The organism is Gordonia sp. w5E2 (assembly GCF_036540975.1).
GTDB classification, from domain to species: domain Bacteria; phylum Actinomycetota; class Actinomycetes; order Mycobacteriales; family Mycobacteriaceae; genus Gordonia; species Gordonia jacobaea.
Window position 1 is genome coordinate 4957404 of sequence record NZ_CP144213.1, and the last position, 20876, is coordinate 4978279.

21 protein-coding genes are annotated in these 20876 nt (G+C 64.8%); 12 read left to right on the forward strand and 9 right to left on the reverse strand.

What is annotated here, in order from left to right; all coding sequences use genetic code 11:
- The first annotated feature begins 32 nt into the window (after positions 1-32).
- The 5 genes from RND64_RS22495 to speB are packed head-to-tail and all read left to right on the forward strand — an operon-like array spanning position 33 to position 4826.
- The gene (locus RND64_RS22495; protein WP_049699275.1) at positions 33-1010 is read left to right on the forward strand and encodes a C-terminal binding protein; all 978 of its coding nucleotides are present in this window, start codon (positions 33-35) and stop codon (positions 1008-1010) included.
- Positions 1004-1894, forward strand: a complete 891-nt coding sequence (locus RND64_RS22500) for a sugar phosphate isomerase/epimerase family protein (protein ID WP_152930082.1) — start codon at positions 1004-1006, stop codon at positions 1892-1894. Before RND64_RS22495 ends, RND64_RS22500 begins: the two co-directional genes overlap by 7 nt.
- Positions 1891-3087, forward strand: coding sequence for an aromatic ring-hydroxylating oxygenase subunit alpha (locus RND64_RS22505; RefSeq protein ID WP_049699273.1), 1197 nt, complete (start codon positions 1891-1893; stop codon positions 3085-3087). Before RND64_RS22500 ends, RND64_RS22505 begins: the two co-directional genes overlap by 4 nt.
- Positions 3087-3851, forward strand: coding sequence for a class II aldolase/adducin family protein (locus RND64_RS22510; RefSeq protein WP_049699272.1), 765 nt, complete (start codon positions 3087-3089; stop codon positions 3849-3851). The genes RND64_RS22505 and RND64_RS22510 overlap by 1 nt, the downstream gene beginning before the upstream one ends.
- A gap of 6 nt (positions 3852-3857) precedes the next feature.
- A complete protein-coding gene (speB, locus tag RND64_RS22515) occupies positions 3858-4826 on the forward strand; it encodes an agmatinase (protein WP_049699271.1) in 969 nt (322 codons plus the stop codon).
- 111 nt (positions 4827-4937) lie between these two features.
- Here speB and rplI read toward each other — a convergent pair whose 3' ends face one another.
- From rplI to rpsF, 4 genes are all read right to left on the reverse strand, one after another.
- Positions 4938-5390 carry a 50S ribosomal protein L9 gene (gene rplI / locus RND64_RS22520; protein ID WP_049699270.1) on the reverse strand — a complete coding sequence of 151 codons (453 nt, stop codon included), beginning with the start codon at positions 5388-5390 and terminating at the stop codon, positions 4938-4940.
- An 18-nt stretch (positions 5391-5408) separates the two neighbouring features.
- Positions 5409-5666, reverse strand: a complete 258-nt coding sequence (gene rpsR / locus RND64_RS22525) for a 30S ribosomal protein S18 (protein WP_005177187.1) — start codon at positions 5664-5666, stop codon at positions 5409-5411.
- A 61-nt stretch (positions 5667-5727) separates the two neighbouring features.
- Positions 5728-6249 (reverse strand): single-stranded DNA-binding protein, encoded by a 522-nt coding sequence (locus tag RND64_RS22530; RefSeq protein WP_049699269.1) that lies wholly within the window; start codon positions 6247-6249, stop codon positions 5728-5730.
- A gap of 126 nt (positions 6250-6375) precedes the next feature.
- Positions 6376-6657 carry a 30S ribosomal protein S6 gene (gene rpsF / locus RND64_RS22535; protein ID WP_005202393.1) on the reverse strand — a complete coding sequence of 94 codons (282 nt, stop codon included), beginning with the start codon at positions 6655-6657 and terminating at the stop codon, positions 6376-6378.
- A gap of 206 nt (positions 6658-6863) precedes the next feature.
- On the opposite strand from rpsF, the gene RND64_RS22540 reads away from it, so the two are divergent.
- Entirely contained in the window at positions 6864-8315 is a 1452-nt protein-coding gene (locus RND64_RS22540; RefSeq protein WP_049699268.1) for a membrane protein, read from the forward strand.
- A 10-nt stretch (positions 8316-8325) separates the two neighbouring features.
- Complete coding sequence (locus RND64_RS22545; protein WP_049699267.1) at positions 8326-8907, forward strand: GNAT family N-acetyltransferase; 582 nt, start codon at positions 8326-8328, stop codon at positions 8905-8907.
- Here the strand turns inward: RND64_RS22545 and RND64_RS22550 are convergent.
- From RND64_RS22550 to RND64_RS22565, 4 genes are all read right to left on the reverse strand, one after another.
- Entirely contained in the window at positions 8898-9848 is a 951-nt protein-coding gene (locus RND64_RS22550; protein ID WP_049699266.1) for an 8-oxoguanine DNA glycosylase OGG fold protein, read from the reverse strand. The genes RND64_RS22545 and RND64_RS22550 overlap by 10 nt on opposite strands.
- Positions 9849-9853: 5 nt before the next feature.
- Entirely contained in the window at positions 9854-11485 is a 1632-nt protein-coding gene (locus RND64_RS22555) for a glycosyltransferase family 87 protein (RefSeq protein ID WP_083444387.1), read from the reverse strand.
- 76 nt (positions 11486-11561) lie between these two features.
- The gene (locus RND64_RS22560) at positions 11562-13874 is read right to left on the reverse strand and encodes a transglycosylase domain-containing protein (protein ID WP_049699265.1); all 2313 of its coding nucleotides are present in this window, start codon (positions 13872-13874) and stop codon (positions 11562-11564) included.
- Positions 13875-14112: 238 nt separating this feature from the next.
- Positions 14113-14511, reverse strand: coding sequence for a DUF5318 family protein (locus tag RND64_RS22565; RefSeq protein ID WP_039854392.1), 399 nt, complete (start codon positions 14509-14511; stop codon positions 14113-14115).
- Positions 14512-14742: 231 nt separating this feature from the next.
- On the opposite strand from RND64_RS22565, the gene RND64_RS22570 reads away from it, so the two are divergent.
- Positions 14743-15438: a PadR family transcriptional regulator gene (locus RND64_RS22570; protein ID WP_049699264.1), complete on the forward strand. Its 696-nt coding sequence runs from the start codon at positions 14743-14745 to the stop codon at positions 15436-15438.
- On the forward strand, positions 15431-16519 hold the full coding sequence (locus RND64_RS22575) for an inositol-3-phosphate synthase (RefSeq protein WP_049699263.1): 1089 nt from the start codon (positions 15431-15433) through the stop codon (positions 16517-16519). Before RND64_RS22570 ends, RND64_RS22575 begins: the two co-directional genes overlap by 8 nt.
- A gap of 110 nt (positions 16520-16629) precedes the next feature.
- Here the strand turns inward: RND64_RS22575 and RND64_RS22580 are convergent, their stop codons facing one another.
- Complete coding sequence (locus tag RND64_RS22580) at positions 16630-17361, reverse strand: response regulator (RefSeq protein WP_049699262.1); 732 nt, start codon at positions 17359-17361, stop codon at positions 16630-16632.
- 235 nt (positions 17362-17596) lie between these two features.
- Between RND64_RS22580 and RND64_RS22585 the strand changes: the two genes are divergently transcribed.
- From RND64_RS22585 to RND64_RS22595, 3 genes are all read left to right on the forward strand, one after another.
- Positions 17597-18211: a helix-turn-helix transcriptional regulator gene (locus RND64_RS22585; RefSeq protein ID WP_049699470.1), complete on the forward strand. Its 615-nt coding sequence runs from the start codon at positions 17597-17599 to the stop codon at positions 18209-18211.
- A 49-nt stretch (positions 18212-18260) separates the two neighbouring features.
- The gene (locus RND64_RS22590) at positions 18261-19190 is read left to right on the forward strand and encodes an NADP-dependent oxidoreductase (protein WP_049699261.1); all 930 of its coding nucleotides are present in this window, start codon (positions 18261-18263) and stop codon (positions 19188-19190) included.
- 61 nt (positions 19191-19251) lie between these two features.
- Complete coding sequence (locus RND64_RS22595; protein ID WP_049699469.1) at positions 19252-20661, forward strand: acyl-CoA synthetase; 1410 nt, start codon at positions 19252-19254, stop codon at positions 20659-20661.
- Positions 20662-20876 lie beyond the last annotated feature (215 nt).

Genomic DNA, 20876 nt, shown 5'->3' on the forward strand with positions numbered 1-20876 from the left:
TTTCTCATTTACTCGGAGATGGAGCACCAAAGATGAAGACCACACCGCTCGCGGTGTACACCGACGTCGGCGATCTCGATGCAGCGTCGGGCGTCGCGATGCTGGAGCACAACGGTTTTCGCGTTGATCAACTCGAGACCGAGGATGCCGACGTCATCGCCGGAGCGGCAGCCGAGGCAACCGCCCTGTTGGTGGGATACGCACCGATCGATGCCGAACTGATGGACCGGCTACCGAATCTACGGGTCATCGCCTTGTTGTCACGCGGATTCGACAACGTGGACGTCGGCGCCGCGAGCGCGCGCGGTATCTGGGTCAGCACTGTCGCCGACCTGGCCACCGAAGAGGTGGCCACCCACGCGTGGACTTTGACCCTCGCACTGGTTCGGCGACTGGTCTACTTCAGCGGCTCCGGCCTCCGCACATCGTGGTTGGATCGACCAGATACGCTGCCGCGCAGACTGTCCGAATTGACCATCGGTGTGGTGGGTCTCGGCCGCACCGGTCGGACCTACGCCCGGTATGCCGCCGCGATGGGTGCGCAGGTCATCGCATGTGACTCCGGTAGCAGCCAGAGTTCGGGTCCCGCCGGCGTGACGATCACCGATTTGGACACCGTCATCGAGAACTCCGATGTGCTTTCACTGCACCTCCCACTCACCGACGAAACCCGGCGAATCGTCGGTGCAGACCTGATCGCTCGCATGCGAGACGGCGCCTATCTGGTCAATGTCGCGCGCGGCGGCCTCATCGATAACGCGGCGCTGCTGGCCGCGTTGCAGTCCGGGCATATCGCCGGCGCGGCGCTTGACGTCATTGACCCCGAACCACCTGCCGCCGACGACCCACTGTTCAACCATCCCGAAGTGCTCACCACCCCTCACATCGCCTATCTCTCGCAGACGACATCGACCGGCTACATCGACGCGCAGGCAGGTAATGCAGTGGCGTGGCTACGCGACGGGCGGCCACTCAATCCGATCAATGATCCGGCGGTCTCGACATGCTGAATACCTCCAACCTGTTTGTGTACCAGTCCCTCTGGGCGATGGAAGACCTCCCCACGGTCCGAAATAGTTGGACGCTCGCAGAACAGATCGAACGCATCGCAGGATCGGGATTTGCGGGCCTTGCCGTAGATCTGGGTGCACGTCAGGCACCTTCCGCCGAGCAACTCGTGCCGCTTCTCGCCGGAAGCGGCTTGCGCACAGCAGTATTCGCTTTCGTCTCCGACGACGACGCAGTACGTTCGGCCGTAGCCTATGCACAACGAGTCGGGGCAGATCGGATGGTGTTGTGCGCCCAGATCTACGGGTTTGATCCGAAACCATTGGCCGCCACCCTCTTGCGTTGGTACGAGATCGGCTCCGACGCAGGCATCCACATCGAGATCGAGACACACCGAAACACGGTGACCAACGACCTCCGCTTCACCGCATGGCTGCTGGACTATCTCGACGAACGAGTCGAACTCGCCGGCGATTTCTCCCATTTCGTCTGCGCCAATGAACTTCCCGAAGAACCGACCGCCGAGCACGACACTCTCTTTGCGAAAGTTCTCAGCCGGTGTGGATCGCTTCAGGGACGCATCGCGACGAGGGGCCAGGTGCAGGTTCCGGTCGAATCGCCCGCAGCCAGACCGTGGGAGAAGCGATTCCGAGACTGGTGGCGTACCGGCTTCGAGCAGATTCTCGCCCGCCGAGGTGCCGAAGCGGAAATCATGTTCTGCACCGAACTCGGCACACGCCCCTACGCCATCACCGATATGGGCGGCAATGAGATCTCGGACCGGTGGGCCGACGCACTGATCCTCAAGGGTTGGGCCACAGAGGAATTCGACGCTGCGCTCGCCTTGCACTCGTCAACCCACGACTACACGGGAGTCATCCGATGACTGTAGACAATCCGGCACCCGCCACAGTGGTCAACGGTAGCGGCAACCGCATCATCGCAGGGCCATTGACTTCTGACTCGAGCCAACACTCGATCATCCCGACACGGGCTTATACGGGAACCGCTGAGTACGCACTCGAGCAGGAGCGGGTGTTCTCGTCGGGTTGGGTGTGGGCAGGCTTCGCCCACTGGGTGGACGAACCGGGCAAAGTGCATCCGGTGTCCATCGGCGGCAAGCCGCTGTTGATCGTGCGCGACGAGGAGCAGCGCATTCGGGTGTTCCACAACTCATGTCGACATCGCGGCATGGTGATGATGGAGGAACCCGCAAAGGTGCGACGTCGAATCCAATGCGCCTATCACTGCTGGTCGTACAAGCTCGACGGCAGCCTCAATGCCACGCCGTATCTCAAGCGTGAACGTGGCCGGGAAGTGCCCCAAGGCGCGGAGCACCTTGGACTACTTGGCGTCTCGTCGCACGTCTGGGCCGGGATGGTCTTCGTCAACCTCGGCGTCGAGTTCAATTCAACCGAGGCAGCTGCAGCCGACTTCGAAGGGATGCTTTCGCCAATCTTGCAGCGCTGGAATCACATCGACTTCTCGCGCCTCCACCTCGCGCAAGAACGCGAGTTCGACATCGGCGCCAATTGGAAGCTCATCGTCGAGAACTTTCTCGACTTCTACCACCTGCCCTTCATACATCCGCAGGTCGGGCCGGTGAGTGCGTCACTTGACGTCGACGATGTGTGGCTCGCAGACCATATTCTCGGCGGGACCTACCCACGAGGCGCAGCGGGCAAGGCAGCCAAAACCGACGATGCACTGCCATTTTTGGGTGATGTGCCACCGGAGCGAACCGAAAGTCAGGACATCTTCTGCGTCTTTCCCAATGCGCTGCTGTTCTTGGAGGCCGACTGGTTCCAAGTGATCGGTTTCGACCCGACGGCGCCGGACCGCACAATGGAGCACATGGCAATCTTCGTCGACGCCGAGGCCGGTGGGGAGCGATACAGCGCGGCTCGAAAGAGCCTCACCGACATTCTCTTCGAGGTAAACGAGCAGGATGTGCCCATCCTGTACCGCATGCAGGCCGGACGACACTCTCCCGCATCGAACTTCACCAACCTGGTGACTCATTGGGATCAAATCACCGCCGCATTCCAACAGCTGGTGGCACAGCGGGCGGGGTACTGATGAGGACGGTCGACGCGGTCGAGCCGACCGAAGCGCAACTGCGGCGAGAACTGGCCGCGGTGTATCGGCTGGTAGCGCACTTCAAGATGACCGACCTGATCTTCACCCACATCTCGGTGCGGCTGCCCGGTCCCGACGATCACTTCCTCATCAACCCCTATGGCCTGCTGTTCGAGGAGATCACCGCGTCGAATCTGGTGCGGATCGACCTGAACGGCCGAGTCGTCGGCGACTCTGACCACACCGTGAACCCGGCTGGCTTTGTCATCCACAGCGCCATTCACCGCGAACGCGAGGATGCACACTGTGTGCTGCACACCCATACGCTGGCCGGGTGTGCGGTGGCCGCTTCGTCGTCGGGTCTGCTTCCGCTGAACCAGATCTCGATGGAGTTCTACAACAGAGTTGGCTATCACGACTACGAGGGCGTGGCGCTGAACCTCGACGAACAGAAGCGGCTGATTGCCGACATCGGCGATCATCCCGCGCTGATCCTGCGCAATCACGGTCTGCTGACGGTGGGTCGTACTCCGGGACAGGCGTTCCTGCGGATGCACTATCTCAACAAGGCATGCGAGATCCAAGTAGCGGCAACGCGCGCCGGAGAGGTGATACTGCCGGATCCCGCGATCGCCGAGCACACCGCACAGCAGCTGAGTGGCCAAGATGCCGGCGACGACTACACCGACGACGTAGGCCTCGAACTCGCCTGGCAGGCGATGTTGCGATTGGTCGAGCGCGTCGCACCCGACTACAGGGAGTGAAACACGATGTCGGACAACACTATTAACGATACGACCATCCTGGGCCCGCCGGACGCAAGCCGTGCACCCCGCTACACCGAGCCCGGCACGTTTGCGCGTCTACCTCGACTGTCCGAGGTGGGCAATGCCGCGGTCACGATTGTCGGTATCCCGTTCGACACGGGTGTCAGCTATCGGCCGGGCGCACGATTCGGACCCGGACACATCCGAGCGTCGTCGAAGTTGTTGCGGCCCTACAATCCTGGCCTGGACATCGCGCCGTTCGGCGTTCATCAGGTGGCCGATGCAGGCGACATCGCGGTCAATCCGTTCGACATCGTGGAGGCTCTGGACACCGTCGACCACGCGGCCACGGCTCTGAGCGAGAACGGCTCGCGACTACTCACGCTGGGCGGTGATCACACACTGGCACTGCCGCTGCTGCGCGCGATGCACAAGTTGCACGGGAAAATAGCGGTGCTGCACTTCGACGCCCACCTCGACACCTGGGATACATATTTCGGGGCGCCGTTCACACACGGCACCCCGTTTCGCCGGGCCAGCGAAGAGGGCCTGATCGACATGGAACGGTCCATGCACGTCGGGACCCGCGGCCCTTTGTACGGCAAACAGGACCTCGAGGACGATGCGGTTCTCGGCTTCCAGGTAGTCCGAAGCGACGACTACCAGTTCGACGGTGTGCGTTCAATCATCGATCGAATTGTCCGGCGCGTTTCCGGTGGACCGGTGTACGTGTCGATTGACATCGACGTCCTCGATCCGGCGCACGCCCCCGGGACCGGCACCCCGGAGGCCGGAGGTATGACCTCACGTGAGTTGCTCAACACGTTGCGTGGCTTGGTGGGGCTGAACATCGTCGGAGCTGACATCGTCGAAGTGGCGCCAGCTTATGACCACGCGGAGGTCACAGGTATCGCCGCAGCCCATGTGGGATACGAGCTCTTGTCGGTGCTGGCGTGTAACGAGGTGCGGTAGCCATCTTCCGCGTCTCGTACCCGTGCCCCACAGACGACGAGAGCCGGGCGGAACGGCGTCCGCCCGGCTTTCGCCCGGTGTAAAGCTACTGCGTATCAGGCAGCGGGTAAATCAAGCAGCGACGACGTCGACCTGAACGGTCGCGGTGACGTCAGGGTGCAGGTTCACGACGACCGGGAAGGTGCCGGTCGACTTGATGTGCCCCTTGGGCAGTTCGACGGTGCGCTTGTCGACTGCGGGGCCACCTGCGGACTTGATCGCGCCGGCGACATCGCCAGCGGTGACCGAGCCGAACAGCTTGCCCGAATCGTGCGTCTTGACCGACAGGCTGATGCCCGACAGGTTCTCGAGTGCCTGCTTGAGCTCGTTGGCGTGCTCGACGCCACGGACCTCGCGGGCCTCCTGCGAGCGTCGGATGGTCTCGACCTGCTTCTCGGCACCACGGGTGGCCTTGATGGCCAGGCCGCGGGGCAGCAGGAAGTTGCGGCCGTAGCCGTCCTTGACCTCGACGGTGTCGCCTGCTTCGCCGAGGTTCTCCACGGCAGCGGTGAGGATGAGTTTCATGTCGTTATCCCCTCCGGCTTATCGGGCGGTCGAGGTGAAGGGCAGCAGTGCCACCTCACGCGAGTTCTTGACGGCCACAGCGACGTCGCGCTGATGCTGGACGCAGTTGCCGGTCACGCGACGCGACCGGATCTTGCCACGATCGGACAGGAAACGACGCAGCAGCGCGGTGTCCTTGTAGTCGATGTCGGCCTTCTTGTCCTTGCAGAAGGAGCACGCCTTGGTCTTGGTGACCTTCTCGACGCGCACCTTCCGGGTGCTCTTAGCTTTTGCCATGTGTACTTACTCCAAAGTTGTTGCGAGAACGCTTCTTTCACATGAAGGGCGTCGTCGCGGTTCAGAAGGGGGGTTCGTCGTCCCCGCCGCCGAAGTTTCCGCCGCTGCTCGCGGGTGCACTGCCCCACGGGTCGTCGGCGACCTGCTGGCCCGAGCCCGACCCGCCGCTGCGGCTTCCGCCGCCGGACGAGCCGAAGCCTCCGCCGCCGCCCCCACCGCGCGAGGCCTTGTTGACCTTCGCGGTGGCGTACCGCAGCGATGGGCCGATCTCGTCGACCTCCAGCTCAACAACAGTGCGCTTCTCACCCTCGCGGGTTTCGTACGACCGCTGCTTGAGACGGCCCTGCACGATGACCCGGGATCCCTTGGTCAGACTCTCGGTCACGTTCTCCGCGGCCTCGCGCCAGATGTTGCAGCGCAGGAACAGCGCTTCGCCGTCCTTCCACTCGTTCGTCTGACGATCGAATGTGCGCGGCGTCGACGCCACCGTGAAATTGGCCACCGCCGCGCCCGACGGAGTGAACCGGAGTTCCGGATCAGCCGTGAGGTTGCCGATGACCGTGATGACCGTGTCGCCTGCCATGTGTTTCCCCTTAGGTCTACGTGTGGGCACTCGTCGAAATCGATGTGCACCGCGAGTTGAGTTCAACCCTAGGTGTCGACACCGACGAGATCGATGGATTCGTTCGGTCGATCAGGGATCTGTGGGTTACTTGCGCAGAACCTTCGTGCGCAGAACCGACTCGTTGAGCTTCAGCTGACGATCGAGCTCGCTGACCGTCTTGGGCTCGGCGTTGAGATCGATGACGGCGTAAATGCCTTCGCTGTGCTTCAAGATCTCGTACGCGAGTCGGCGCTTGCCCCAGATGTCGACGTTATCCACCTTGCCGCCGTCGTTACGGACAACGTTGAGGAAAGTATCGAGTGAAGGGGCGACGGTGCGCTCGTCCAGATTAGGATCGAGAATGACCATCAATTCGTAGTGACGCATAAGACCACATCACCTCCTATGGGCTCATCGGCCACGGACTGTCCGTGGCAGGAGGGTCGCCTGCGTCGGCAACCGCTCCACCATACACGGGGCACCCCTGACCAGCGAAATCGCGCTGCAACGCACAACCCCGCCCCGCCGAGACGACGCCGGCCGACGGGTAGGTGACGCAGACCACCGGCCCGCCATCTCTTACCCTGTAGGCCATGCCCGCGCTCCGCTTCTCTCCGACCATGGGCTTCGGGCAGTACACACTGTCTCGCCGAGGCGAGACGGCGTTGATCCTTCTGGTCTCGCTCCTTCTCACGTCGGTGGCTCTGTACTGGTCCTATGTCATCAAGGTGAAGTGCGGCGGCGAGCCGTTCTTTCCCGACGGTCGGTCGCATCGCTTCCCCGTCGGCGACGTCGACGCCGTGGTCCCCTGCTACTCCGACCTGATGTACCTGTGGGTCGGGCGCGACATCAACAACCACATCTTCCCGTACATCCACGGCGGGATCGGCCCGAACGGTCACCTGTTCGGCGGCGTTGTCGAGTACCCGGTGCTGTCGGGGATGTTGATGTACCTCGGCGCGATCGGCGCCAACACCGACACCGAGTTCTTCCAGCATTCCGCACTGCTGCTCGCCCCGTTCGCCTTCGCGATCACCATCATGCTGGCGTTGATGACCCGCTGGTGGGTTCTTCTGTGGGCAGCCACGCCGCCGCTCGTGCTCTACGCCTTTCACAACTGGGAGCTGCCCGTCGTCGCGACAGCGGTCGGTGCCGTCGCGGTGATGGCGTGGGGTGCGTCGACCAATCCACGAACCGGCGAGCGTCGACTCTCACTACGAACGTCGGCGATGCTCGCGGCCGTGCTGTTGGGAATCGGCTTCTGCCTCAAGCTCTATCCGGGCTTCTTCGCGCTGCCGCTAGCGCTGTACGTACTGACGCGCGGCGCGGGCGGCATGATCAACGCGCGTCGTCGAACCGAAGATCTCGATTGGACCGGCGCGATCATGACGGCCGCGGCGGCTGCCGTGACGGTGATCGCGATTCAGTTGCCGTTCATGATCGTCGGCTTCGAGGGCTGGAAGGCCGCACTCTCGTTCCAGGGCAAGCGGAAGTCCGACGTCGACACCAACTCCATCTGGTACTGGGGACTTCGACATTTCACCGGCGGACAGACCGACACGTACAACTCGCTCGTCGGCATGCTGTCACCACTGCTGATCCTGTGCGCCTTCGCGCTCGCGGTCTATCTGGGGTGGCGGGTGTACCTGCAGTCGGGCACCTATCCGTGGATCGGCGTCTCGGGTGCGATGCTCGCCGGATTCATGTTGTTCCACAAGGTCCACTCGCCGCAGTACGCGCTGTGGATCCTCCCGTTCTTCGTGCTCCTGAAGACGCGGTGGCCGATCATTGTCGCCTACCTCATCGCCGACTTCCTGTTGGACACCACCATCTTCCGGTTGTTCGGCATCTACACGGCGCACGCGCCGATGCAGTGGTGGGTGATGGCGGGCGTGAACATCGGCGTCTGGGTGACCGCCGCGATCCACCTCTACCTGATCTTCGCGTTCGTGCGTGCCCCGCTGCGGGAACCGTTGGCCACCATGGTCGCTCGACGCCCACGGCCCTCCGACGACCCCGAACCCGTGCTCGCGACGTCGTCGTAGAGGAGTCGACATGAACGAATGGCTTGGCGACGCCCCGCTCGTCGGCGAGCGGGTCACCTTGCGACCCTTGACCTTCGACGACGCTCCCGCACTCGCGCAAGTTGTCGACGATCCGCAGCGCTTCGCCTGGACATCGGTGCCACACGACGAGGAGTCGGCGCGCGAATACATTGCCGCCGCACACGCCGACGATGCGCGCATCGCCTACGCGGTCGTCGACAACAGCAACGGACGGCTGGTTGGCTCGACGAGCTACTACGACATCGACCACGCCAACCTCTCCGTCGCGATCGGGTACACCTTCTACGCCGAGAAGGCGCAGGGCACGGCGGTCAATCCGACCGCGAAATACCTTCTGCTACATCACGCCTTCGACGACTGCGGCGCCGTACGCGTCGTGTGGCACACGCACGAGAACAACGCGCAGTCGAGGGCGGCGATCGCGAAACTCGGCGCCGAGTTCGAGGGACTCCTCCGCAAACATCGACGCTGGGCCGACGGATGGCGCACCACCGCGCAGTACGCCATGACCGACGACGACTGGCCCGCTGCGAGAGACGCACTGCTGCAGCGCATCTCACATCACGGGTAAGACATCCCGATTCGGCCGTCGCGGTATCGTCCGAACTCGTCGTGACGCAGGTAGCCCGGCTCGCCCACGTCTCCGATAGCCCGCATGATCTTCGCTCCAATCTTGGAAAAGTGTTCTGCCGCAGGCGAGCTGGGGTTCATCTCCGACAGCATGCCCATCCAGTGGTAGACGAGCTTCAGGTCGTTGGCATTCAGCGGCCCCGGAACCCACCTGTCGTATGGCTCCTCCTGCCACGTGTCGCGGTGCCACGACTGCCATCCGTAATCCCACCCGCTCGGTGGTGCTATCGCGACGAGACCGTTGACGACGACGTCGAGTCGTTCGACGCCGATCTCGGTGCGCCAGCGTCGTAGCAGGCCCAGATAGGCGACGTACTCGTCGGCCGACCAGTTGGTGGTGCTCAGGCTGTCCCATCCGGCCCACCGCAGCGCGCGTGCCACCGCGGGCTCGATCACCTGGCAGGGATGGTCGGCGGCGCCTGCTCCCGCGAAGTAGAGGTACCAGGTGAAGCCGCTCGGCCCGAGTCGGTCGATGCGGTTGGTGCGTCCGGGACGCAGCATGTCGTAGGCCTTGTCCGGATCGGTTGACGCGATGGCTGCCGCCTCCTGCAGCACGCGGGCGACTCGGCTGCGATTAGCGCTCACCGCGATGATGCGTTTGCGGTTGTCGGAGACGGCGCGCCCGGTGCAGAACGCGACGGAGTTCCAGAGGAGGGTGAGCGCCGCGTCGGGGCTCGTGGACGCGAGTGTGCCGAGGTCGAACAACTCGGCGCGCGAACGGGATGTGCCGATCCCGGCGTCGGGGAGGCCTGCGGCGACGAGCTCGTCGCGCCACCAGTTGCCGTCGATCTGCACGGTGTCGGTCATGAGGGCTGCGGTGCGGTCGGCATGCGCGGCCCATTCGATGAGTTCGGTGGGAGCTGGGAGGTCGGGTGTTGTCATGCACCCTAGGACGTCGAGAACCGCCGCTCGGTTCCACCTGATTTTCCTGCCGTGACGTCTCCCGCCATGACATTTCCTGCCGCGACATTTCCAGCGACGCCGTCGAGGCGCGCGGCATCACGCGGCGGATACGCGCCGACGGCGCCGTCGAGTGGTCCGCCCGCCGGATCGTCGAGCGGTCTGCCGCGTCGATCTCGACGCACCAGGTCGTCCTCGGGGTGGTAGATCTGCCAGATCACGACGATGCACAGCACGATCACCATCAGAGCGCGAACGACAACGGCCAGGGTGAACCAACCCTCGGGGAGCCAGCGGCGCGATGGGTCGAGGAACAGTGACATCCGCGGAATCCACACCAGGGCGTCGATCACCATCCACGTCATCAGCAGTCGCGTATGCGGAATGGCCAGTACAGCGAGCGGCACGAGCCACAGCGAGTACTGCGGACTCCACACCTTGTTCACCAGCAGAAAGCCCGCGACCATGAGGAACGCCAACTGCACGAGACGCGGTCGGGTCGGCGCGCGCAGAGCCAGGTAGCCGATCCCGCACGCGATCAGGGCCAGCAAACCTAGTGTGATCGCGTTCAGCAGCGTGATGTTCCATGTGAAACCAAACGCTTTGGCGAGGATGCGGAAGAGGGTGTCGGAGTCGGCGCCGCGCTCGCTGTTGTAGCGGAAGAACTCGTACCAGCCGCGCGGATACAGCACCAGGATCGGCAGATTCACCACGACCCACGTCAGCACCGCCACCGCCGCTGCGGTCAAGAAATCGGTGACCCGCCTTGCCCTCAGGCATAGCACGAGAAGAACGAACAGCAGCAGGATCGGATACCACTTCGACGCGACACCGAGTCCGATGAACAACCCCGCGAGCCAGGGTTTATTGCGCGCCCACGCCAGGATCGCGACGGCGACCATCGCCACCGCGATTGCGTCGAAGTTGGTGAACGCGTGGACGATCACCAGTGGTGAGAGCGCAGCCAACCACGCCGCCCAGATGCGCGTACGAGCGGTCAGCGCCGTCGCCCAGACGACGACGAGCCAGAACAGCGCGAGGCCGAGCGCCACGAGGTTGAAGAACAAGACGACGCTCAGCGCCCCGGGGATGCCGAACTCGTCATGCAACCACTGCCAACCGTGCGCAGCCTGCGCGGCGGCGTACATGTAGAGGCCGGTCAGCACCGGGTACTCCATGTACCGCTTGATGGTGTTGCCGTTCTGGTCTTGTTGAAACCAGTACGTCTTGTAGGGGAACGCACCCTTGTCCAGTTGTTCGGCGCCGTAGAGCGCGATCACGTCGGAGTAGCAGAGATTGGTGAACTGACGCTGGTTGTCCCAGTCGAGTCGCATCGAGTGCCCGGCGTCGTTGGCCTCCGACGTCGCCGGAGCCTGCTGCAGACAGCCGGCCTTGCCGTACCAACTGAGGGCCAACGCACACAGTGACAGCAGGAACAGCACACGGATCGGTGTCCAACGCCGACTGCGTCCGACGGCCCCGTGCGTACCCAGCGGGCCGCCGATCACACGACTCGCGTCGCGCGCGACGACGTCGGTCCTGCTCGGGATCACGCGCGCGTCGTCGACCCGAAGGTCATCAGACAGCGCAACCGGGCTCGCTACCCCGTCGGAAATCACCCCGCCAGGAATCGATCGCTGCTGTGACTGCGCCGACGCGGCGTCGTCGAAGTGCTTTCCCGACGACGAGCGACGGTCAGCCGACCGGCGGCTCAGGGGTGACTCCGCCCTCGTTGCCGGTGCCGGTATTGCCCTCGCCGTTACCGCCGTTGCCCGCACCACCGTTACCGGTGGTGCCGTTGCCGTTTCCCGGCTCCGGATTACCTGGGAGCGGGATCGTCACGCCGGGAGCGAGGGTGATGCCGCCACCTCCGCCACCGCCGTTTCCGTTGCCCGGAATCTGCGGAATCTGCGGGGTGTTCTCCCGCGGCGCGCGTGTCCGCGGCGTGTTGTAGTCGGGGTTGTACGTCTGCGTCGGCGCCTCGGTCGGCGCACCTGCCTGACCACCCACAGCCGCGGGTTCTGGGAACTGCTCGATCTGGTCGCCCTCGAGCGCATTGTTCATCGACTTGCGCCAGATCTGCGAGGGCAGTCCGCTGCCGTAGACCGGCGAACCCCCGTAATTGGTCAGCGCGGTGCCCTTGTCGGTACCGACCCAGACGGCCGTGGACAGCTGCGGCGTGTATCCGACCATCCACGCGTCCTTGTTCTGCCCGGTGTCGCCGAGCTGCGCGGTGCCGGTCTTGGCCGCCGACGGACGTGTGCCGTAGGTGCCGTCGGAGAGTCCGTTGCCGTTCGAGTACGCGGCAATCGGCTCGAGCGCGGAGGTCACGTTGTCGGCGACCTTGGCGGGGAAGACGCGCTTGCCGTCGTTCTGCTGATGCTCGTAGAGCACCTCGCCGGTCGAGGTCTCGACCTTCTGCACCATGTACGGCTCGCGATACACACCCGACGCTGCGAGGGTTGCGTACGCCGACGCCATGTCGATGACCCGAGACGGGTACTGACCGAGCACGACGCCGCCCTCGACCTGACCGTCGGGGTTCTGGAGCGTCTGCTTGATGTCGCCGAAGGACTCGGCGACACCCGCGGTGTGCGCGGCGTCGGCGACAGCGCGCGCCTGACCGTTGAGGTCCATCATCAGGCGGTAGTAGACGGTGTTGAGCGACATCTTCATCGCCGTGGCGAGGTTGCACGAGCCGCAGCTCTCACCGTCGGAGTTCTCGACGGTCAGACCCGACGACGTCTGATACGGCGCGGAGCTGTACACCTTCGACAGCGGGATTCCCTGCTGCAGTGCAGCGACGAGCGCGAACACCTTGAACGACGATCCGGTCTGCAGACCTGCCTGCGCGTAGTCCCAACCCTGGCCGTCGTCGCCGCCGTAGTAGCCGCGAACTCCACCGGTCTTGGGATCGATCGACACGACGGCGTCGCGGATCTTGTCGGGCTCGCCGTTGAGCACGCCGTTGTCGCACGAGTAGATCTTGTTCTCGCGGCACGCGGCCTGCACGGCGGCGTTCTGCGCCTTGGGATCGATGGTGGTGGTGATCTTGAGACCCTCGGTCCGCACCTGCTGCTCGGAGATGTTCAGCTTGTTCAGCTCGGCCATCACCTGGCGCTTGATCAGACCGTTGGGCCCGGGCGTCTCGACGGCCGCCGCGGGCTGCGGGTAGACCTTCGGGTACTGCATCGACGCACGCTCGGACTGCGTGAGCGAACCGGTCTGCACCATGCCGTCGAGCACGTAGTTCCAGCGACCCTCGGAGGCGACCTTGTCGACGGCCGGGTCGTAGTAGGAAGGCGAACGGATCGCAGCTGCCAGAACCGCGGACTCCTCGGGGGTCAGCTTGCTGACGTCCTTACGGAAGTAGGCCTGCGAGGCTGCGGACACACCATAGGCGCCGCGGCCGAAGTAAATGGTGTTGAGGTAGGCGGCCATGATGTCGTCCTTGGACCACTGTCCCGACATCTTGGTCGCGATCGCGAGCTCTTTGAACTTGCGCTCGTAGCTGTGCTCGTCACCGACGAGCGCGTTCTTGACGTACTGCTGCGTGATGGTCGAACCACCACCGGCGTCGGCGTTGTTGGTGAAACGACCGAGCACCGCACGGCCGATACCCGTCACCGAGAAGCCTTCATTGCTGCGGAACTGACGGTCTTCGGCCGCGATCACCGCGTCCTGCATCGACTTGGGGATGTCAGTGATCTTGACGTCGGTGCGGTTGCCCTCCGGCGGCACGACCTTGGCAAGCGTCTTGCCCGTCGAGTCGGTGATCAGCGCAACCTGGTTCTGCTTGATATCGCCAGGGCTCGGCACCGTCGCGGTCGCGTAGGCGATCGCGAAAGCAAGGATGCCGATCAGGATGACCGCGGGGACCAGCCCGCCGAGAATGCCAAGCGTCCAGGCGATCACGCGATGCCGTGACTGCGTTGTCTGCTCGGCATCTTTCTTGGCCGATCGAGTCGGCCGTTTTCCCGTGCCGCGCGACGACTCCGTCCCGCTCATCGATCACCTTTCCGCACCGCGATCCAGGTCCCGCTCACGCGCGCCTGTGCCGTGTTGTTCGAGGTCAGAACCGCCACCGTGGTCGGTTTACCGTTCCTCACAGTACTTCTCCATCGCATCGAGCCCACTCCACTGTGACGTATGCGGCGGTCGCGCGGCAAAAACCTGCGGCACACACCACACACGTCAGAACGTCGACGAGCGCCTTATCTCTCGTCGACGAACGTGGAAACAACAGTTATTCGGCCACCCGACGACGACGTCGTGTCGATCGTGGCGGCAGACCCGCAACGTACGACTGGACGAGATGGTTCCAGCTACATGTACGGCAGACCTCGACGACGTGCACGGTGAATTCTTCGGCGGTCGCGTCGAGTGAGGCGATCTCTTCTGCGGTACGCGCCGATCCCGACACCTGGCCGAGCCGGTCGCCGAACACCCACGACACCAGCGTGACCTGCTCTTTGCGGCAGATCGGGCACAGCGTCGATGACGGGCGCCCGTGAAACTTCGCGGCGCGCAGCAGGTAGGGATTCGCATCGCACACGTCGGCGACGGCTGTCCGGCCGGAGTGGACATCGGACAGTCGGGACCGACGCTGCAAGGCGTAGTCGACGATCTGGCGCACGTGTTTCAGGGTACGTCGTCGCGCTCGGGGACGTCCGCGCGGACGCGCGCCGCGTCGAGCCTCGCAAACGCGCGGGTCGCCCGCCGGACACCCGCGCGACATGTTGTGGACACTCCCCCGTCGACACAGTTATATCGGTGCGATACATTGGAAACCACATCGACGCGACATGCCGTGCCGTCCCATCGGACTTTCTCGGCGTGCGCGATCAGCCATGAGACTCCGAGGAGGTGCGCACCCATGCTGGAGCTCGCCATTCTCGGATTGCTGCTCGAATCGCCCATGCACGGCTACGAGCTGCGCAAACGCCTTACGGGGTTGCTGGGCGCATTCCGCGCGTTCTCGTACGGATCGCTGTATCCGACGCTGCGCAGGATGCAGGCCGACGGCCTGATCGACGAAGCGAGCACACCCGCGGGCATGAAGGTGCGTCGCGGCCGCCGCGTCTACCAGCTGACCGAGAAGGGTCGTATCCGCTTCAACGAGCTGGTCGCCGACACCGGACCGCAGAACTACACCGACGACGGATTCGGCGTCCACCTGGCCTTTTTCTCCCGCACCCCCGCGGTGGCCCGGATGCGGATTCTCGAGGGGCGTCGGCGTCAGGTCGAGGAACGGCGTGAGGGATTGCGCGAACTCGTCACGCGCGCGACACGCGCGTCGGATCGCTACACCCGCCAACTGCACGAGCTGAGTCTCGAATCGAGCGAGCGCGAGGTGCGCTGGCTCAACGAACTCATCGCCGCAGAACACACACTTCCGGACGCGAACCCACAGCCGGTTCGCGACGGGACACAGGAAACACCCGAGCCGCCGGAATCGGCTGCGCTCGACACCACCCCGGTGACGCAGAATTCGCCGGCGGTAACCCACGTTCCAGGGTCCAGCGACGTTCGCGGTCCCAGAGAAAAAGAAGGAGAACCCGACCATGGGTGAGCCCAATAAGGTGCGCGTGGCCATAGTGGGCGTAGGAAACTGCGCTTCATCCTTGGTCCAGGGCGTTCAGTACTACAAGGATGCCGACGAGAACTCGACCGTCCCCGGTCTGATGCACGTCAAGTTCGGTCAGTACCACGTGCGCGACGTCGAGTTCGTCGCCGCGTTCGACGTCGACGCCAAGAAGGTCGGCTTCGACCTCTCCGACGCGATCTTCGCGAGCGAGAACAACACCATCAAGATCGCCGACGTCCCGCCGACCGGTGTCACCGTGCAGCGCGGCCACACCCTCGACGGTCTCGGCAAGTACTACCTGCAGACCATCACCGAGGCCGACGGCGACGGCGTCGACGTCGTGAAGACTCTCAAGGACAACGACGTTGACGTCCTGGTCTCCTACCTCCCCGTCGGCTCCGAGCAGGCTGACAAGTTCTACGCACAGTGCGCGATCGACGCGGGTGTCGCCTTCGTCAACGCCCTGCCGGTGTTCATCGCCTCCGACCCCGAGTGGGCCGAGAAGTTCCGCGCCGCAGGCGTGCCGATCGTCGGCGACGACATCAAGAGCCAGGTCGGCGCGACCATCACCCACCGCGTGATGGCCAAGCTGTTCGAGGATCGCGGCGTCGCACTCGACCGCACCTACCAGCTCAACGTCGGCGGCAACATGGACTTCAAGAACATGCTCGAGCGCGAGCGTCTCGAGTCCAAGAAGGTCTCCAAGACCCAGGCCGTCACGTCGAACCTCACCGGCTCGCTCGCCGGCAAGGTCGAGGACAAGAACGTCCACATCGGACCGTCGGACCACGTCGCATGGCTCGACGACCGCAAGTGGGCCTACGTCCGCCTCGAGGGACGCGCCTTCGGCGACGTGCCGCTCAACCTGGAGTACAAGCTCGAGGTCTGGGACTCCCCCAACTCGGCAGGCATCATCATCGACGCCGTGCGCGCCGCGAAGATCGCCAAGGACCGCGGCATCGGCGGACCGATCCTGCCCGCCTCGGCCTACCTGATGAAGAGCCCGCCCGAGCAGCTCGCCGACGACGTCGCTCGCCAGCAGCTCGAGACGTTCATCGAGGGCTGATCCGACGGTCTGACCCCGTCACGCCACACGATGCCCCTTGGTCCGGACCCCCGGACCGAGGGGCATCGTCGTGTGTGGGGGGTTGTGTCAGCGACCCCGGGCAGCGACGCTCACGCCTGCGGCGCCAACACGTCCTCGTGTCCGTGTCGTCGGCACCAGCTCACGATGTAGCGCGCGTGCAGGCCGCACCATCGGTACACCGACGCCTGGGTGAGCGGCAGGCGGTCGTCGTGTTCGCGGCGCTCGAGCAGCAGCGGACCGAGGTAGTGGCTGGTCACCTTGTTCGCGGTGTTGTGCGACACCTTCGCAACCGACGCCAACGTCGCGTTGTCCGACGCATTTCCCGCGGCAATGGCGCCCGCCATGCGCGCCGCCGTGATCCCGCGCCTGCCGGAGAACAACTCGTACAGCGGCGGGTGAGTCGGCGAGGGCACCCGGTCGTCGAGCTTCGAGCCGTGAGCGACGGTGCGCAGCGCCGCGATCAGCGAGCCGAATCCGTCGGCCTTGGCGACCACGCCCCAGACATCCGGCCGCAGCCGTGCTTCTTCGAGATGATCGATCTCCATGGAGTGTCCCTGGGTCGCCAACAGCACCGGCGCGAGGCGGTCGGCATGATGGAGGCCGTCGAGGACGTCCAGACCGTCGAACGTCCACTCGATGTCGGGTCGATTCCAGATGAGGTCGGCGCAAACGACGTCGAACCGTACGCGCCCGGACACGCTGCGGACGAATTCCTCCTGGTCGCGGGCCACGACAACAGTGGCACCCTCGATAGCCGAACGCACCGGTTCGGCCACCACATGCCCAAGCGGTGATGCGATCAGGATGCGCATCCCTTCCATGGCCACTCCCCTCGAGCGCGGGTTCGCATGCGTGATTACGCATCCCATGCCACTTTTCATGCGCGATCTTGCACGCACATGTTTGCGTCAGGCGTTTTCGTGCGTGAACCCCGCACATATATGTCATCACAAGTGCTGACTTGCGCAGCCGCCGGGGGCAGGATTCTTTATGCTCGATTTGCTCGAGTACATCAAATGCACACTCGCGCGCTGCGCATTTTCCGGGGGGACCTCAATGACTGCCGACGTCGTCAGCGAACTCGACACCGCACCTTTGGAGGCCGTCAGGACCGCACCCACCGCGGTGATCATCGCAGAACACGACGTCATCGACTCGGCGCTGGCCGTGTTCGTCGAGGACGCCGGACATCGCGCAGTCATCATCGACCTCGACAACGCGACCGATTCACTCGGCGGACTCGACGCCCCTGGCATCACGATCGTGCGGTCCGCGCGCCGCGTCGCTCAGGTCCGGTCCATTCGCGCGCTGAACGGCACCGTGATCGGCGCGATCGGCGTGCCTGTGTCGGACGCGCGCAGCATCGACATCACCGACCCCGGACACGCGCTCGACGTCTTGGCCGCGCTGGCCGGAAGGTCGGAGTCGGCCCAACCCCGCGTCCCCCGCATCCACCTCACCGAACGCGAGCGCGAGATCCTCACCGCGTACGTCCTCGGCGCGACGCTGCGCGAGACGGCTCGCCGGTTCTTCATCGCCGAGAGCACGGCACGCGAGCACTATCGTCGGGTTCGGCAGCGGTATCTCAACGCCAGCAGGCCCGTCTCCAACAAGGCCGAGCTGCTGCTCGCACTCATCGCCGACGGTTGGGTGCGCCCCGAGCAACTGTGAACCCGCGAATGCAAGCCGACGCCTCCGCGCTGATCAGTAGTGTTGAACCATGCGCGTGCAACGGTGGGTGGCGACCGGTCCCGGCGGTCTCGACGACTTCGCATTCATCGATGATCAGCTCCATCCACCAGGGCCGGGCGAGGTCAGTATCGAAGTGCTCGCCGCAGGCGTCAATCCCGCGGACCTCAAGCACACGCTGACCGCATCGGAGTTTCCCGTCCCTGTCGGCTACGAGGTGTCCGGAGTGATCGCGGCACTCGGCCCGGGCACCGAGATTGCCTCTGGCGCAGCATCTCCCGGCGACGACGTCCTCGCATTCCGGGTATACGGCGGGTACGCGACAGCGTTGACTGTGCCCGCGGAGAAGGTGTTCGCAAAGCCTTCGACGCTCAATGAGGCCTCGGCTGCAAACCTGCTGCTCGCGGGCACGACCGCCGCCGACATGCTACGGGCGTCACGCGCGGCGACCGGCGACACGGTTCTCCTACACGGCGCGTCGGGCGCGGTCGGCATGGCGGTGTTGCAACTCGCGCTGCTGCGCGGCATCACCGTGATCGGGACGGCGAGTCCGCACAGTTTTGAGCGGGTCGTCGAATTCGGTGGTCTCCCAGTCGAATACGGCCCAGGGCTGGCCGATCGTGTTCGCGCGCTGGCTCCGAACGGCGTCGACGCCGCACTCGACGCGGCCGGTACCGACGAGGCCATCGATACATCCGAGGAGTTGGTCGCCGACCGCTCGCGCATCGTCACCATCGTGGCGCGCGACCGCGCCCAGCGAGACGGATTCGTAGCTCTTGGCGGTACACAGCCAGAGAGTGCCGCCTACCGCGATTCGGTTCGGGCGGAGTTGATCGCGCACGCCGCGGCAGGCGACCTGGTGGTTCCGGTCGCCCACACCTTCCACCTGTCACAAGCGCGCGCGGCTCTCGAACTCGTCTCGGGCGGACACGCGGGCGGCAAGGTCGCGCTGCTGGTATGAGTCTGATGATCGTGGCCGAGGAGGATAGTGCCACAAGGAAGGCCGTGGCACAGTGAGAGACGTGTTGTTGCCTTACCTCGTCCCCGCCGCGCCCGATGACCCCGACGCGGTGACCGTCGGCGACGACGCGCTCTCGCGCGAAGACCTCGTCGGTGCGGCAACCGCTGTCGCAGAACGGATTCGCGGAGCACGCACGCTGGCCGTGCTCGCCCATCCGACGATCGAGACAGTTCTCGCCGTCGTCGGCGGCCTCATTGCGGGAGTTGCGATCGTTCCCGTTCCGCCGGATTCCGGCCCGCGCGAACTCGAGCACATTCTGACCGACTCGGGTGCGCAGGCGTGGCTCGGCGCCGCACCCGATTCGACGACACTGCCGGTCATCCCGATCCGACGCTTCGCCCGCTCGTGGCATTCGCATCCCGAACCTCCCGGCGAGTCCACCGCGCTGATCCTGTACACCTCGGGCACGACCGGGCTTCCCAAGGGCGTGCCGATCACCCGCCGCGCGATCGCCGCGGGACTCGACGCGCTGGCCGATGCGTGGGCGTGGACCTCCGACGACACTCTCGCCCACGGCTTGCCGCTGTTCCATGTCCACGGGCTGATCCTCGGCGTTCTCGGCCCACTGCGCCGCGGCGGCAAGCTGATTCACACCGTCAAGCCCACCCCCGCGGGTTACGCCGCCGCGGCCGCTCGCGGTGCGTCGATGTTCTTCGGAGTACCGACGGTCTGGACCCGTATCGGCGCCGATCCTGCTGCAGCGCAGTCACTTTCCTCAGCACGACTGCTGGTGTCGGGAAGTGCCCCGCTACCCGTCCCGGTGTTCGACAGGATTCGTGAGCTGACCGGACACGAGATCGTCGAACGATATGGCATGACCGAGACCATGATCACCGTGTCGACCCGATTCGACGGCGAGCGCCGACCAGGCTGGGTGGGAATACCGCTGCGCGGCGTCGAAACACGGCTGCGCAGCAGCGAGATCGACTCCGGTGCAACGGATCTACCGCACGACGGCGAGTCGGTCGGCGACCTCCACGTGCGCGGACCGATGGTCGGGTCGGGATACCTGAACCGGCCGGAGGCCACGGCCGAGAGTTGGCTCGCCGACGGCTGGTTCGCGACGGGCGACGTCGCAGTGATCGGCGACGACGGCATGCACCGCATCGTCGGCCGTGCGTCGACCGATCTGATCAAGTCGGGCGGATTTCGTGTCGGCGCGGGCGAAATCGAGACCGTCCTACTCGGGCACCCCGCCGTCGACGAGGTCGCGGTGATCGGCGTTCCCGACGACGACCTCGGGCAGCGGATCGTCGCATATGTGGTCGGGACGGCAGTCCCCGACGACGAGCTCATCGGGCTCGTGGCCACCGAGCTGTCCCAGCACAAGCGGCCCCGGGAGATCAGGCGCGTCGACTCACTTCCACGCAACGCGATGGGCAAGGTGCAGAAGAAGCTGTTGACGCAGTGACCAGTCCGTTCGGCCGTCGCGGTTCGACCACCGGCGGCGTTCGACGCCCCGCCACCCGGATCGACATCATTCCCTCGGCCTACGGCCAACCAGCTTCTATGTTCCCGTCAGCCGTCCGTGGGTAGGGTGGCGGGCGCGTCGGCAATATGTCCGACTTGTCACTTACGATGTGACCGTCATTCGACAGTGGCTCCCGCCACACCGCGGCAGAAAGG

Bases quoted from the DNA above. Each gene is read 5' to 3' on its own strand.
- RND64_RS22495 (WP_049699275.1), top strand. From the start codon at position 33: ATGAAGACCACACCGCTCGCGGTGTACACCGACGTCGGCGATCTCGAT.
- RND64_RS22500 (WP_152930082.1), top strand. From the start codon at position 1,004: ATGCTGAATACCTCCAACCTGTTTGTGTACCAGTCCCTCTGGGCGATG.
- RND64_RS22505 (WP_049699273.1), top strand. From the start codon at position 1,891: ATGACTGTAGACAATCCGGCACCCGCCACAGTGGTCAACGGTAGCGGC.
- RND64_RS22510 (WP_049699272.1), top strand. From the start codon at position 3,087: ATGAGGACGGTCGACGCGGTCGAGCCGACCGAAGCGCAACTGCGGCGA.
- speB (WP_049699271.1), top strand. From the start codon at position 3,858: ATGTCGGACAACACTATTAACGATACGACCATCCTGGGCCCGCCGGAC.
- rplI (WP_049699270.1), bottom strand. From the start codon at position 5,390: ATGAAACTCATCCTCACCGCTGCCGTGGAGAACCTCGGCGAAGCAGGC.
- rpsR (WP_005177187.1), bottom strand. From the start codon at position 5,666: ATGGCAAAAGCTAAGAGCACCCGGAAGGTGCGCGTCGAGAAGGTCACC.
- RND64_RS22530 (WP_049699269.1), bottom strand. From the start codon at position 6,249: ATGGCAGGCGACACGGTCATCACGGTCATCGGCAACCTCACGGCTGAT.
- rpsF (WP_005202393.1), bottom strand. From the start codon at position 6,657: ATGCGTCACTACGAATTGATGGTCATTCTCGATCCTAATCTGGACGAG.
- RND64_RS22540 (WP_049699268.1), top strand. From the start codon at position 6,864: ATGCCCGCGCTCCGCTTCTCTCCGACCATGGGCTTCGGGCAGTACACA.
- RND64_RS22545 (WP_049699267.1), top strand. From the start codon at position 8,326: ATGAACGAATGGCTTGGCGACGCCCCGCTCGTCGGCGAGCGGGTCACC.
- RND64_RS22550 (WP_049699266.1), bottom strand. From the start codon at position 9,848: ATGACAACACCCGACCTCCCAGCTCCCACCGAACTCATCGAATGGGCC.
- RND64_RS22560 (WP_049699265.1), bottom strand. From the start codon at position 13,874: ATGAGCGGGACGGAGTCGTCGCGCGGCACGGGAAAACGGCCGACTCGA.
- RND64_RS22570 (WP_049699264.1), top strand. From the start codon at position 14,743: ATGCTGGAGCTCGCCATTCTCGGATTGCTGCTCGAATCGCCCATGCAC.
- RND64_RS22575 (WP_049699263.1), top strand. From the start codon at position 15,431: ATGGGTGAGCCCAATAAGGTGCGCGTGGCCATAGTGGGCGTAGGAAAC.
- RND64_RS22580 (WP_049699262.1), bottom strand. From the start codon at position 17,361: ATGGAAGGGATGCGCATCCTGATCGCATCACCGCTTGGGCATGTGGTG.
- RND64_RS22585 (WP_049699470.1), top strand. From the start codon at position 17,597: ATGACTGCCGACGTCGTCAGCGAACTCGACACCGCACCTTTGGAGGCC.
- RND64_RS22590 (WP_049699261.1), top strand. From the start codon at position 18,261: ATGCGCGTGCAACGGTGGGTGGCGACCGGTCCCGGCGGTCTCGACGAC.